This is a genomic window from Neisseria sicca (genome assembly GCF_014054945.1).
Lineage (GTDB): Bacteria > Pseudomonadota > Gammaproteobacteria > Burkholderiales > Neisseriaceae > Neisseria > Neisseria sicca.
The window spans coordinates 263,152-275,398 of the sequence record NZ_CP059566.1 but is presented as its reverse complement, the minus strand read 5'-3'; the positions used below and the strand labels follow the sequence as shown (position 1 = coordinate 275,398).

At 52.7% G+C, this 12,247-nt stretch carries 15 protein-coding genes; 1 reads left to right on the top strand and 14 read right to left on the bottom strand.

Annotation, left to right across the window (positions count from 1 at the left end):
- Positions 1 to 26 precede the first annotated feature (26 nt).
- The 14 genes from H3L95_RS01375 to H3L95_RS01310 form a co-directional block, all read right to left on the bottom strand.
- Positions 27 to 338, bottom strand: a complete 312-nt coding sequence (locus H3L95_RS01375) for a phage tail assembly chaperone (RefSeq protein ID WP_003757678.1) — start codon at positions 336 to 338, stop codon at positions 27 to 29.
- Positions 339 to 401: 63 nt separating this feature from the next.
- The gene (locus H3L95_RS01370; RefSeq protein ID WP_003757676.1) at positions 402 to 1,043 is read right to left on the bottom strand and encodes a phage tail protein; all 642 of its coding nucleotides are present in this window, start codon (positions 1,041 to 1,043) and stop codon (positions 402 to 404) included.
- 31 nt (positions 1,044 to 1,074) lie between these two features.
- Entirely contained in the window at positions 1,075 to 1,494 is a 420-nt protein-coding gene (locus H3L95_RS01365) for a hypothetical protein (RefSeq protein ID WP_003757674.1), read from the bottom strand.
- Positions 1,475 to 1,777 (bottom strand): head-tail joining protein, encoded by a 303-nt coding sequence (locus H3L95_RS01360; protein WP_003757672.1) that lies wholly within the window; start codon positions 1,775 to 1,777, stop codon positions 1,475 to 1,477. The genes H3L95_RS01365 and H3L95_RS01360 overlap by 20 nt, the downstream gene beginning before the upstream one ends.
- Positions 1,770 to 1,997 carry a hypothetical protein gene (locus H3L95_RS01355; RefSeq protein WP_003757670.1) on the bottom strand — a complete coding sequence of 76 codons (228 nt, stop codon included), beginning with the start codon at positions 1,995 to 1,997 and terminating at the stop codon, positions 1,770 to 1,772. Before H3L95_RS01355 ends, H3L95_RS01360 begins: the two co-directional genes overlap by 8 nt.
- Positions 1,998 to 2,054: 57 nt before the next feature.
- Positions 2,055 to 3,947 carry a phage major capsid protein gene (locus H3L95_RS01350; RefSeq protein ID WP_182096187.1) on the bottom strand — a complete coding sequence of 631 codons (1,893 nt, stop codon included), beginning with the start codon at positions 3,945 to 3,947 and terminating at the stop codon, positions 2,055 to 2,057.
- A complete protein-coding gene (locus H3L95_RS01345) occupies positions 3,928 to 5,490 on the bottom strand; it encodes a phage portal protein (RefSeq protein ID WP_003757665.1) in 1,563 nt (520 codons plus the stop codon). The genes H3L95_RS01350 and H3L95_RS01345 overlap by 20 nt, the downstream gene beginning before the upstream one ends.
- 8 nt (positions 5,491 to 5,498) lie before the next feature.
- Positions 5,499 to 5,753 (bottom strand): DUF6148 family protein, encoded by a 255-nt coding sequence (locus H3L95_RS01340; RefSeq protein WP_003757663.1) that lies wholly within the window; start codon positions 5,751 to 5,753, stop codon positions 5,499 to 5,501.
- 2 nt (positions 5,754 to 5,755) lie between these two features.
- The gene (locus H3L95_RS01335) at positions 5,756 to 5,962 is read right to left on the bottom strand and encodes a hypothetical protein (RefSeq protein ID WP_003757661.1); all 207 of its coding nucleotides are present in this window, start codon (positions 5,960 to 5,962) and stop codon (positions 5,756 to 5,758) included.
- 211 nt (positions 5,963 to 6,173) lie between these two features.
- Positions 6,174 to 8,195 (bottom strand): phage terminase large subunit family protein, encoded by a 2,022-nt coding sequence (locus H3L95_RS01330; protein ID WP_241429716.1) that lies wholly within the window; start codon positions 8,193 to 8,195, stop codon positions 6,174 to 6,176.
- Positions 8,161 to 8,652 (bottom strand): DUF1441 family protein, encoded by a 492-nt coding sequence (locus tag H3L95_RS01325; protein ID WP_003757655.1) that lies wholly within the window; start codon positions 8,650 to 8,652, stop codon positions 8,161 to 8,163. Before H3L95_RS01325 ends, H3L95_RS01330 begins: the two co-directional genes overlap by 35 nt.
- A 100-nt stretch (positions 8,653 to 8,752) precedes the next feature.
- Positions 8,753 to 9,415 carry a hypothetical protein gene (locus H3L95_RS01320; RefSeq protein WP_003757651.1) on the bottom strand — a complete coding sequence of 221 codons (663 nt, stop codon included), beginning with the start codon at positions 9,413 to 9,415 and terminating at the stop codon, positions 8,753 to 8,755.
- A gap of 295 nt (positions 9,416 to 9,710) precedes the next feature.
- Positions 9,711 to 10,091, bottom strand: coding sequence for a hypothetical protein (locus H3L95_RS01315; RefSeq protein ID WP_003757649.1), 381 nt, complete (start codon positions 10,089 to 10,091; stop codon positions 9,711 to 9,713).
- 133 nt (positions 10,092 to 10,224) lie between these two features.
- A complete protein-coding gene (locus H3L95_RS01310; RefSeq protein WP_241429715.1) occupies positions 10,225 to 11,208 on the bottom strand; it encodes a phage antirepressor N-terminal domain-containing protein in 984 nt (327 codons plus the stop codon).
- Positions 11,209 to 11,542: 334 nt separating this feature from the next.
- On the opposite strand from H3L95_RS01310, the gene H3L95_RS01305 reads away from it, so the two are divergent.
- A complete protein-coding gene (locus H3L95_RS01305; protein WP_128887912.1) occupies positions 11,543 to 12,184 on the top strand; it encodes a hypothetical protein in 642 nt (213 codons plus the stop codon).
- Positions 12,185 to 12,247 lie beyond the last annotated feature (63 nt).

Below are 12,247 nucleotides of genomic sequence, written 5' to 3'. Positions count from 1 at the left end.
CTCATAAAGCGCACGCGCGGCGGCAATCAGTTTCCCTCGCGGGCATTGAAGACTTCCTCAACATAGCCGTTGACGACGGCAAACACCGCCATCGGATAGCTATCCAGCAGGATTTCGACATTCTGCCGGTCGAATGCTTCTTCCAAATCCCAGCCTTGAACACAATCCAAGACGGTATCTGCCGTCCAGCCGTCTTTATGCTTTTCGGTAAATTCTTTCATCGCCTTGCGGCCGCGCGCCTTAAATTCAAATTCGACGTCCGCAGGCTCTGCACCGGGAACAGGGATTTTCACGGTATGTCGGAAAGTTGCATCAGGCTTCAAAGTAAGTTTTGCCATCTCAATACTCCAAATAAATAAGGTTGCCCGAGCAACTCGGACAACCTTGATATGCCGATAAAATCAATAACGGTTTACTTCGCCGGAAATGGCGTAGGACAACGTTACAGCCATTACTTGGTTACGAACCAATTCGGGGGTTTTATTCATGCTGGGATAACCGTTATAGCAAATCAGCCCACCACCTTTCAAAACCACTTTCAAAGGCCACTTGCCGCCTTTATCGCTGCATTTTGCAGCCGCCTTGTAGCCGGGCAACGAAGTATCGTCAGCGATCTTAATCGACATTGACATAGCTGATTTCGTGGACGGGATTTGCTGGTCAAAATCGTCCTCCAGAAAACCAAAATCTACATATTGCTGCTCGCCGCCACTGGTCGAAAATTCTACAATTTGCGAAACTTGCACCCAATCGGTAATTTTCTGAACAGCACCAATACCGCTGCCTGCCGGAAACTCATCTGCATTGGAAGTATCAATGCCGGTCAGCTTGAATGTATCGGTTTTGACATCGCCAATCTGGAAAACGCGTTCATTCAACTTTCCCCAGCCGCTTTTAAACAAAACCAAATCGCCGTTGGCAAACCCGTGTCCTGCTACCGTCAGGACGCATTCGGCAGCATTAGTTGCCACCGTAGCTTTTTTCTCCGCCGCCAAAGCGGTCGCAATGTGAACGGTCGCACCGTTCGGTAATTTCACTGCCATACTTTAACTCCAAATTAAAGGCAATCTGAAATCAGACTGCCGTATCAAAATAAATTGCCTGCCATCCTTGCTGATAATAGACGGTAACGGCTTCGCCGCTTTCGTCGGAATCGATATTCAGCAAATCAGGCACCAGATTTTCCAAATCACCAACACCCAAATCGGAATGTTCGGCAAACAACTGCCCAATCAAAGACAGCATCTCTTCCGCCAGTTCGTCCGCACCGGAAGCAGCCTGCACGCAAACCAACGTAACCAGCCGCACCGTATGCCGGTAGGTAGGCGGAAAATCAAACGTTTCCTGTTCTGTTCGGCGACTGTCAACGTACACCACAACACACGGCAACTGCGATTGCGCAGGCGCGAAACCACGCCCGGAATACACGCGCTGGAACTTCGTTTTCAGCACATCTGTCGCCGCATTGCGGATTTCAGTAAGTCGGCTTGTCATGTATCGCCCTCAATTGCACAACAACCATTCCGCAACCGTCAAAATCGGTTTCCGCCACCGCATAACGTTTGCCGCGCACGGTAACAACCACCGACTTCACGTCTTCCGGCAGGTCGTCTTCAGTAACGATGATTTGCGGGTCGGCATTGGCAACGACAACACCAAACCCGCTATCCGTCATAAATTCACGGTCAAATATCGCGTTTACCTCTTTACCGTCAATCATCACGGTTTCACCGAAATCAGCAGGATTGGTAAACACGTTCAGCGGCTCGTTAAACACTGCCGTCCTCACCGCCTTCACCGGATGCGTTACCGCTATCTTCAGCTTCGCCGCCATCGGCAACAGGTGATTCGGCCTCTTTGGCAGGCGCTTCTACCGCCCAACCTTCGCGGATATAGACAGCCGCCGCAGATTCGTCCACCGAATATTTTTTCCCTGTGGCAAACGTCTGTTCACCATCGAAAAAACTACGGGTCGGGATAATTTTGATTTTTGCCATTTTTAATACCTCAATTAATAAGGTCGTCTGAAATGCAGACGACCTTGGGTTTCACAATCAAGCAGCCACGATGTCTTTAATGGCTGCAAAGGATTCGACATGACGAACGGCAATATCCACATCTTGCAACGTGGTGATGCGTACCGCGCCCGCAGTAGACTTGGTGTACGGATCAACAATCACATCCAAAACGCCCCAGTGCGCAATCATCAGATCAGACCAGTTACCAAAAATCAGCGGGCTGCATTTGTTGGCCGCCGTGCCTTTGGTCAGGTTGGACGGAATTTGGTTTGATACCGCGCAACGGTAGCCGTTCAACGGCGTTGCGCCGTCCTGCCAGATGTAGCCGGACACGCCGTCGGCCTTCAGCTTGGTTTTCAGCAGACCGCGGACGCGGGCATTGGTGATGTAGGCCAAATCGCCGATGTCGGCATTGGCGGCGGCAATGGCACTTTCCAAAGCGACGATATGCTTCCATTCAGGCGCACCGCCGTTCGCACCGATTTCCACCGCGCCGATGCCGGCAGTATTCAGGATGCCGGTCGGTTCGTTGCCGGTACCTTTGCCATTGATGGCCGCCAAATCGATACCCAGCATCATCGCTTTCAACAATTCGCTGCGGGCGAACTGTTCGGCAGACAGCGAGGATTGCAAAATGAATTTGCGGCTCAATTCGGTATTGGCGGTAACGGTTTTCGGTTTCAGGCTCATTTGTCCGAAAGTGGCGTTCGATTCGGTCGCACTGCCGTTTTCATCCACCCATTGAACGGTGTTTCCAGTCAGGTGTTTCGGAATAGTGATGTCGCCGACCAAGCCGTCCAGTACGGTGGCGCCCAACTGGGCAACGGCAAGTCGGTTGCGCAGCAGTTCGATGAACAAGTCTTCGCGGAAGTCGTTTTCGATGACGTTGCCGCCGTTTGCCGCATTGCCTTTGCTGTAAGCGCGGGCAATCAAATCAGTCGGCACAAAGAAGCCTGCCGCTGCGCGACCATGTCGTTTTTCCAACTCTTCCGACACTTCGCGTTCCAAGCCCGCTTTGTCCCATTTGCCGGTTGCGGCGGCAGACATGGCGCGGAGAAGGGAAAATTCACGCTGTTCTTTATCAGTCATGCCGATTTCACCGGCGGTAACGGTCGGCTTCGTCTGCATGTTTGCCATGATGGCGGCGCGTAATTGGGCTTCACTGCCGCCCTCTTTAATAACCTTTTCGGCTGCTTCGATACCGCCGTGGGCGGCGTAACTGCGACCAATGGCCAGCAGTTCGGAAACGCGCGCGCGTTCGTTCTGCATACCGCGTTCGGCGGTGTTGTTGGTATCGGTTGCTGCGATGGCAGGGATTGCAGCAGCGGGAGTTTCCGCCGCGGCGGGAATTTGATTTTTATCCATGTTTCGATTTCCTTTTTCAGGGGTTGGGTTTACAGGGTTTTCAATAAATGGTTCCGCCGATCTGCCGACACCTACTGTCGGGTCTGCCGGAACGGTTACAAAACTGATTTCATACGGCATCCAGCGGGTAACGATGTAACGGTAGTCCTCATCGTCTGCATCGGGATTGTCCAATACCATGTCTTCCACGCGGTAGCCGACGCTGATATGGCGTAGGATGCCGTCTTGCACGTCTTGGAATTTTTCCGCCGCTTTCGCACCGTTGCCAAAACGTACCAAGGCACGGCCGCGCTTGTCGGCATCAATCCAAGCACGTTCGATGACGCCGATTTGGTCGCTCCAGCCATGATTGAACAGCACCGCGCCACCGTCGTTCAGACGGCTTAAGTCAACGGCACCCGCCGCATGACTTAATACTTCTTCGCCGAACCAGCGTTCTACCGGCTCTTCGCTGGAAAACGCTACTTCGACCGTCCGTTTTTCAACATCAACACTTTCGCGCTGAAATACGGCAAAGCGGCTCATTTGCTGCATTAGCGCCTTATCAGGCTTCATTTTCTTCATTCGGGTTATCCTCCGATTCCGGTTCTGCCGCCGATGCGGCCGGTTTTACGTCGGCAATGATTCCTTTTCCTGCCAACATCTGGTTTTCCTGTTCGATTTGGGTAATAACATCTTCAAAATCCAAACCCATTTCCGCGCAAATATCGCGGCGGGATTTGACCGCCAGCGCCACTGCCTCTTTATGCGCATTAATATCTTTCAGCGGGTCAACCCACGACCAGCGGCGCCCCTGCCAGTTGCAGGCCTTGAACTTGTCCAGCTTGCCGGCAGGCAGCGATTTGCCGGACGGCATCTTGATTGCGCCCATTAGCAACGCCGCCTCAATCCAGCGATCGAATACGTCATACAAGAACGCTTCGGCAAACCAGTTTTGCAACGTCATCCATGTGTCGCGTTCCTCCAGCGTCCCGCTGCGGATACTGGAAAAGTTCACGCCCTCAAGGTCGTTCGCCAAGCTGTGATAAGCCACGTTCAGACCGCTGGCGATACCGCGCAGGCTGGCTTTGACGAATGCGTCGTAATTGGCGTGCGGGTAATCCGGGTCGAACGGCGTAAAGTCGTAACCCTGCGGCAGTTCGTGGAACGTACCCGGCTCGACCGAATCGATTAAATCGATGCTGCCGCGCCCGTTATCGACCTCTTGCCCGTCAATCGGCGGCATGAAGTTGTCGGCATCTTCCGTCTGTTTGAAAAAGCCCATTTTCGATGCACCGACACGGGCAGCGATAATGGCCGCTTCCTGATAGCCCGACAGATTTTGCAGGCCGATGATGGCCGAAGCCACCCACGGAAAGCCGCGCCGCTGCTCTGGGCGGTCATGCAGGAAAATATGGCTGATTTGCGCTGCCGGCACCCGTTCGCGCAAATTGCCCGTATTCGTCTGTCCGTATGATTCGCCCGGATGCGCCGTCCGCAACCAGTACGCCACAGGACGGGAATAGCTGTTTAGCTCGACACCCATGCGCACGGCGTTACGCCCGTTTTGCTGCGGAACGTTGTATCCCGTATCCAAACGGTCAATATCCAGCACCTGCAACGCATAGCCGTAATCATTGTCAAACCCTGAAATATGACGAATCAGCACTTCGCCGTCCCGCGCCACGCTGCGAATCAGCAGCCGTTGCAGGTCGGTAAAAGACATCTGGCCGGTAACGTCGCACACACCGCGCCGCGCCCAGCGGGAAAACGCTGCCTCGATGGCCTTGTTCGCCAAGGCATCGGGCTTGTCGGCGTTTTCCAGCAAAACACGCATTTGCAGGGCAAAACCATCGCGCCCGATAACGTTGCTTTCGACCATGTTCAAAAACTTGCGCATGTAGTCGTTGTCGCGAGCAAGGCTGCGGGCGCGGGCGCGCAGGCGGTCAAGGTCTGACCGCGCCAAGGCGTCCGCCGACCAGTTTTGCGGCTGCCATAAAGCCAGCGATCCGCCCGGACGCGCCCCTGCAAAGCTGCGGCGGGCTGTTTTCGGAACGGCTTCCCGCCTGCCGAACAAACGCGCAAAAAAACCGCGCTTTTGCGGCGCGGCATTTGATTGTTTTGCCATAGCTCATCCTAAAATCGCGTGATGATACGGCCTGAACGGCGCGGGGAAACACCCGCCGCCGCTTCCAGCCGCGTAATTTCCCGCTGCCAGAACCGTATCTGCTTCAACAAATCGGCAAGGCTGGAAAATTCCATTTCGCGGTCTTTGATTTTGTACCGCTTGGTCATGCCCCTGCCTGCCGCATGTTCCTTGTAGGCTTTTCGAAGGCTGTTCAGAATTTCTCGCGCTTCTTCAAGCTCTACCGCATACTCATTACCGTTCATTTTCAGACGGCCTCTTTTGCATAAAATTTACTGACGCCTTCCTCGAAACGCTCTTCCACCAAGCCTTCCTCAATCAGCGTATCAATATCGCGGCGGGCAAGAATCCAGCCGCTCCACTTCTGCTTTCCATACACCTCATTGGCAACACCGGTCGATGTGCAACCCGGATGCGTCCGAATGTGTGATAGAACCTGTTCTTTCTCGTTCATGGTTACAGCCGTATAAAGGCCGTCTGAAATCTGCTGTTCAGACGGCCTTTTTCTTGGTTTGCACTTAAAAGGCGGCCGCAAACCTTGGCCGCACCCTCTAACTTCGGGCAACGTCGTATCAAGCCCTAATCTGAAATGTAGCAGAAAAGCGTTTTCTGACGTCCGGTTGACGCTTAACCGGCTGGACAGCCATCTATTCAGACGGCCTAAATCAATAATTGGTAACGAAGTTACCACCCTTACGGCGTCTGGTTGCCGCAAAACCGCTGCCGCTGTCCGCCCTCGTTTTTTCCTGTACCTGTTCGACGGGTTTCGGTTCGGCAAACAGTTCCGACTGCAACAGCGCGTTTTCGTATAACGCCCATTTTGCCGCCGACATGGTATGCGTGCCGACCGAGCGGGCGGCGTGCAGGGCATAGACTTCGCAGTCCAATGCCTCGTTTCGTACGCCGACTTTTTTCTGCCAAACCTTTTTGTGCTTGTTCATGCGGCTGGGTACTTTGACTTCGCTCAACAACTGGCCGCAGTAGTCGGCGCGGACATCTTTGTAAAAGTGCATCCGCCCTGCCCCGCTTCCTTCCAGATTGATGCGCGCATGCTCGTCTATCAGCAAGTCCTTCGCCCGCGATACGCCGACGCTGTACACCTGCACGCCGAATTTGTCGGCCTTGGTGTTTTTGTGCTTCAAGTCAATCGCCCGCGCCCGACTGAAAATCTCTTTATCGGGGTTGGTGCTGCCCTTGACCGCCATCACATTCACCGCTTTCACGCCACGGCAGCCGCGCACAAAGTGATACACCGCGTCGGAGGTATTGCCGTCCGAACTGTCTATCGATACCGCCGCTATTTTCATTCCCGCACCGGTTTCGTGCTTGTAGGCCGTCTGAAATATCATCTCGGCCAGTTTGCGCCACACGTCGGATTTGACGTCCACCGTGTTGCCGTGGATTTCGCCCCACCAAACCAGCCAGCTTTCCTCGCCGCGCCCCCATGCGCGGATGATGACGGCCAGCCGGTCATGTTGCACGTCCACGCCCATAGTCAGAATCAGGCCGCCGCGCGGAACGGTGTTTTCGGCGTAGTCTTCGCCGCGTTCTGCCAGGTCGTCTTCCTTCACGCCGTCATTGGTCATTTCGAACGGGATTCCGATGGACGAATTGACGAAGGCAATCATCGGCGATATATCGCCGTTGTCCGCTTCGTATTGCGCGGTCAACCATTTTTTCATCAGTTCGGAAAACACACTGCCGGGGAACGGGCTGTATAGCTCGTTCAGGTAGAAACCTGCCGTGCCGTGAAAAGGCGCGGTCGCCTGCCACCAACCGCGACGCACATTACGGTTTTTCTGCATGTCGTTCCACACCGCGCCGCAGTTCGGGCAGGTGTAATGCGCCGTTTCCGGCAGCTTTTTGCCGAAAACGGGATGGTTGCCGTTCGGGTCTTCGTCGCAAGAAAGGTAATCGAAGCTCAACACATGGGCTTCGCCGCATTCGTGGCACGGCACCATGCCGACGCGCTTGTCCGACAACTCCATTTCGGCGGCGATTGTCGAGACGCCCGCAATAGTCGGCGTGCCGCCTAATACGATTTTCGGTCGGCGGTAGGTTTTGGTGCGCTCCTTTGCCAGCTTGATACTGTCGCCCTGACCGCGCAGGTTCAGGTTACAGTCGTCCGGCTCCTCCACACACACAATCGGCACCGGCGACGATTTCACACTGGCGGGGCTGTTACTGCCCACCAGCTTCAGAAAACCGCCGGGGAATTTCTTGAACAACTGCCGCTGCCCTTGCGCACGGATACGGGTATCGACTTTCTCGCGCAAGGCGGGCGTCGCTTCGACCATCGGAACGAATTTTTCGTCCATGTACTCTTTAGCCGCCCCCTCTTTCGGGAACAGAACCAGTATCGGACTGGGTTCGGCATCGATGGATTTGCCCAAAAAGTTACCCAACACACCCGAAGTCCACGCCACTTGCGCCGATTTCTGGCAAACAACCACTTGCACGGACGGGTCATCCAGCGCATCAAGCGGGCTGTTTTCCCATGCCAGATACGGTGTTACGTCCAAAACGTATTTGCCCGGTCGGGCGGCCTCTATGCTGGAAAGATAGCGGTACTTTTTCGCCCAGTCGCGGGTTTTAATCTTGCGCGGCGGTGCCCATTTCCGGCACGCCTGCCGCAACACCCGCGCCACCGTTTCAGCCATCCGCGCCTGCATGGTTGCGGCTGTCATCTCCATCGTTTTCTGCTCCGTAATTCGATAATTTTTCCAACGCCCTGTTGATGTACGCCGCAATGGTATCAGGGTCTATTTCCACGCCCGACGTCGCCGTCAGTTCAGCCGCCAACTGCTCGGGCATCGTTAAAAATTCCGTCCGCGCCGCTAAAACATGGTCGCCCCATGCGCGCTCAAACATCGCGGCCGGCGCAAGCTGTCCTAATTTTTCGTCCCGCTCTAGTTCAGCCAATTCAGCCTTCACCCTATCCAGCCGATCGCGCGGCTTTTCCTTGTTCAGCCGTTCCAGTTCCCGCTGAAACATCCAGCGGATAACCGCAACGGTATCGTATTCATTCGCAAGCCCGTTTTTATCTGCATAGGCCGCCACCGGCAGACCTTCTTTCTGCCAGTTGGTCAAAGCCTGTTCCGTAACACCGACAATATCGGCAAGCTGTCTTTTATTCACTTTCATGTCAGTTCCTCATTAACCCAGCAAGCAACCCATACAAACCTGTCGCTTAACAGAAATCGCGGCTCGAATTACCCGCGTGGCTGAAAGTCCGGGAAGTACCTTATCGGGCTGTGGCGAATGCTTTTTCAAGTTCTTCGGCAAAGACTGCCTGCTGATTACTGACGACAGCTTGTTCCGCAACCTCAAAATACCGGAGACGTTTTTCATACTGTGCCGCTGACACATACACAACCAAGGCTTTTACTTTTCTTTTTTGTCGCTTATAAATTCCCGCAGGCAGCTTGCCGCGTCGTTTAAGCAGGGCGAAATGCGTCCCGTCGTTCAATCCGCGCACCATTGCCCGAAACGCAGCCAGCGTGATATTGCCGAAACGGTCAAGCCTTACCACATCTGACGGCACAATCCGATACCCCGCGGGCATCAATCCCCGCGAAACCAGAAACGCCTCGATACCTTTCGCCCGACGGCTCCCACCATAAATTTGCGCCGTCAGATATCTGCCCGCGCTTCTATCCTTTGCACCGTCCTTGAAATCGACCACGGCGGTCAATTCCTCCTTGGTTGCATACTGTCTGACAAACAGACTATTCAACGTCCACGGCTTCGGGTTGAAGAACGAATCCCTCATTTCATCTTGCAGATTGCCGATTGCCTGTGCAGCCAGTTTGTTCACCGCATTTTTAGCGGCAAACGGGACTTGTCGGCGCCGGACATCATCCAAGCGTGCGACCATTTTGCTGACATCGACACGAATTGCCGGCATGACATCTCCAAAAAGAAAGGTCGTCTGAAATTCAGACGACCTTTAATAACAGATAAGGATTCAACAAATGACGTTTCAACACACAGGACGACACATAAAGCGTCGCCCTATGTGCCGTCCTGGTTTGGAAGGGGTTACGCCCCTCCCAAATAAATTCTGATTCTACCGCCCTAAAGGGCGGGGTTTCAACCGAAAGGAAATGAGATGAAAAAAAAAACGCGGCATCGCACCTGAACGCACGAAACCGCAGTTTTCCATAATTTAAACATTCCAGTCTCAAGATTGCAAGCCTTTTTTAACGGCCGTTTAACAGCCTGCCCACCTCACCGTCCCTCAAACGCACAGCCAGCATAGCTTCAGCGTCCGAAAGATAGCGGTAGAACGAAGCCCCGCTGCACCCGCATTCCTTGACTTTCGCACTACGGGTAGCGAATCCGCCCGAATACTGCACCTTAAGCACCTCTTGATGGAAGCGCGGCAAACCCATCACCACCCTGTCCACCGCAGAAAACACCGAATCCGCGTCCACCCCATAAGGCAGCAACGGACGCGTTCCGCCCGTATTCGCATCGCCTGCCATTGCACGGTTTGCCGCACTGGTTGCATAACCCAGTCCGTTATCATCCCGAACCGAACGCCAAAAGCCCCAACGGGCAAGCAAATCATCAATAGTCATTTATCAGTCGATTTCTTCGCGCACCGACCATCCCTAGCCCCGTCGGAGTCCGCAGGGCTTTAATTTTTAAGCGCATATTATAACAAAAATGCCGTCTGAAACCCATCAGACGGCATAATCGGACAGCAAAAAATCAGCAGCAGGACAGCTCCATCACCGTATTTTTCAGGCGCGCCAATTCAAGCATCGCACATTTGAAATCCTCGTCCGTCAAATTTTGGTTTTCATTGGAGAACATAAAGTTTTCATAGGCGTCGCTGACTACCCTGGACAGATTGATGATTTCGTTTGCCGCCGCGCATTCCGCCAGCCCGATTGCCGATTTGTCTCCGTCGTATGTCAGCAGGCGGGCGATGGCGGATTTGTGGCTTTCCGCAATCTCGCGTTTTCTGCATTGGGCATCGCTTGAATCGGCAGGCTTCTTAGGAGCAGCAGACTGATTTTCCTCCGGCGCGGGCAGCGCATCGCAGTTCAAATCATATCGCGCCTCGTCAATCAGGCGGCGCACTTCAGGGCTGCGGTCGATAACCATTTTCGGAATATCCTCAATGATACGGCGGATGACCAGCGACATTTTCCAGAAGTTCAGACTGATGACCCGTTTGCCCGTTTTCCCGTGGCTGTAATCGCGGAACGTATCCGGGTGCATCACACCGTTATCATGCAGCGCAGACTCGATGGTGAAGAATATTTTCTGCATCTCATGGCGCGCATCCTCCTCTTTGATTCGGAACGGATCAGGAATCGCGGGGACGGTAAGCTGTTCGCGCGGGCGGTTGAAATGGTCGTTCAATACGCGGAAGCATTCGCGTTGGTAGGTCAGCAGGCGTTCGCGGATTTCCGGTTTCACACGCTGAGCATCAACGCCGAAAAGCCAGCCGTTGAGGTAGTCTAATGGCAGACAGAGCATTTCACGTTTTTTGCCGTCTTCTGCAACTATGGTCATCATGACCATAGTTGAATTTAAGATTTCGCTGCGTTGGATTTTTTTATGTTGTGAGACCCAATCCAAGCCGATATTTTCAACGATCGGCTTCATGGCGACGTAGTGTTGGTTGTTTTGGGAAAAAACGGATACGGTTTGGCCGTGGAAAGAGATGTTTTGAACTTGGTTCATGATGAAGTTTCCTTTGCTATACATTCGAAGTTGCCCGAAATGGGCGGTCGGGAGGTTCGAAAACCCTAGCAAATGGGCCGTGCTTATTCCCCGCTGGAAGCGGGTCTTGTATTCGCAGCCCTCCCGACCATAGGAAACTTCGGTGGTATCGAAACAAACAACAAAGGAAACCAAAGAATCGAATGGACGTAAAAAATTCACGCTGACGGGGTGAATGCCGTTTGCTAAGAGGTTTTCGACGCCTCGTGAAACTGAATGTAAACAGAAAGAAAATGATTGTCAAATAATTTACAAAAATATAACATTTGACTATCTTTGATAAGGGAATTTGATTGTGAAACATTTAATATTTTTTACGATTTCAGTCTTGATATTGGCAGGCTGCGACAATGGAGACAATACCGTATCCGTACCGTCAGCTTCTGAGGCAAGTATTGCCGTGGCTTCTTCTCCAGATTTGCCAGCTAAAAAAAGGGGGTGGGATTATTCAAAAAGAAAAGATGAAATGCGGAATAGAACTACTTATTTTGCGGTGCTTCAGTCTGAAAATGAGGTTGATATCGGCAGTCCATATGGTTCTGTCGGATTAGATTTGGCTTTTTCAATAAATGATCAAAATGAGAGGTTTCCAGTAGTAATGTTCACTTTATCGGATGGACAGTTTGATGTATGTCACCCTGAGGGCTGCAAGGTTAACTACAAGCTTGATGATGATATGATTATGACGATTGATGGTATGCAGACCAGTTCGACAAATATTGTCGGCTGTTCCGAACGTTTAATGGAAGCTCATGGTGGCATAGGTGGTTGTATGTTGCAGAATTTGGCGTTGTATCAGCCTATTATCAACGGTGCGAAAAAGTTAATTGTAGAGATTGATATTTTCGGTTACGGTAATGCACAGTTCAAGTTTGACGTTTCCGGTTTACAGCCCTGGAAAAAATGGGATGGTTTAGCCGTTCCGATGACATATTAGCCTATTAAATTTTATTGCTGTTATGTCGTCTGAAAACAGACGGCATAAAAAAAGCCCGACAAA

Coding starts and splice junctions, on each gene's coding strand:
- H3L95_RS01375 (WP_003757678.1), bottom strand. CDS start 338: ATGGCAAAACTTACTTTGAAGCCTGATGCAACTTTCCGACATACCGTG.
- H3L95_RS01370 (WP_003757676.1), bottom strand. CDS start 1,043: ATGGCAGTGAAATTACCGAACGGTGCGACCGTTCACATTGCGACCGCT.
- H3L95_RS01365 (WP_003757674.1), bottom strand. CDS start 1,494: ATGACAAGCCGACTTACTGAAATCCGCAATGCGGCGACAGATGTGCTG.
- H3L95_RS01355 (WP_003757670.1), bottom strand. CDS start 1,997: ATGGCAAAAATCAAAATTATCCCGACCCGTAGTTTTTTCGATGGTGAA.
- H3L95_RS01350 (WP_182096187.1), bottom strand. CDS start 3,947: ATGAAGAAAATGAAGCCTGATAAGGCGCTAATGCAGCAAATGAGCCGC.
- H3L95_RS01345 (WP_003757665.1), bottom strand. CDS start 5,490: ATGGCAAAACAATCAAATGCCGCGCCGCAAAAGCGCGGTTTTTTTGCG.
- H3L95_RS01340 (WP_003757663.1), bottom strand. CDS start 5,753: ATGAACGGTAATGAGTATGCGGTAGAGCTTGAAGAAGCGCGAGAAATT.
- H3L95_RS01335 (WP_003757661.1), bottom strand. CDS start 5,962: ATGAACGAGAAAGAACAGGTTCTATCACACATTCGGACGCATCCGGGT.
- H3L95_RS01330 (WP_241429716.1), bottom strand. CDS start 8,195: ATGACAGCCGCAACCATGCAGGCGCGGATGGCTGAAACGGTGGCGCGG.
- H3L95_RS01325 (WP_003757655.1), bottom strand. CDS start 8,652: ATGAAAGTGAATAAAAGACAGCTTGCCGATATTGTCGGTGTTACGGAA.
- H3L95_RS01320 (WP_003757651.1), bottom strand. CDS start 9,415: ATGCCGGCAATTCGTGTCGATGTCAGCAAAATGGTCGCACGCTTGGAT.
- H3L95_RS01315 (WP_003757649.1), bottom strand. CDS start 10,091: ATGACTATTGATGATTTGCTTGCCCGTTGGGGCTTTTGGCGTTCGGTT.
- H3L95_RS01310 (WP_241429715.1), bottom strand. CDS start 11,208: ATGAACCAAGTTCAAAACATCTCTTTCCACGGCCAAACCGTATCCGTT.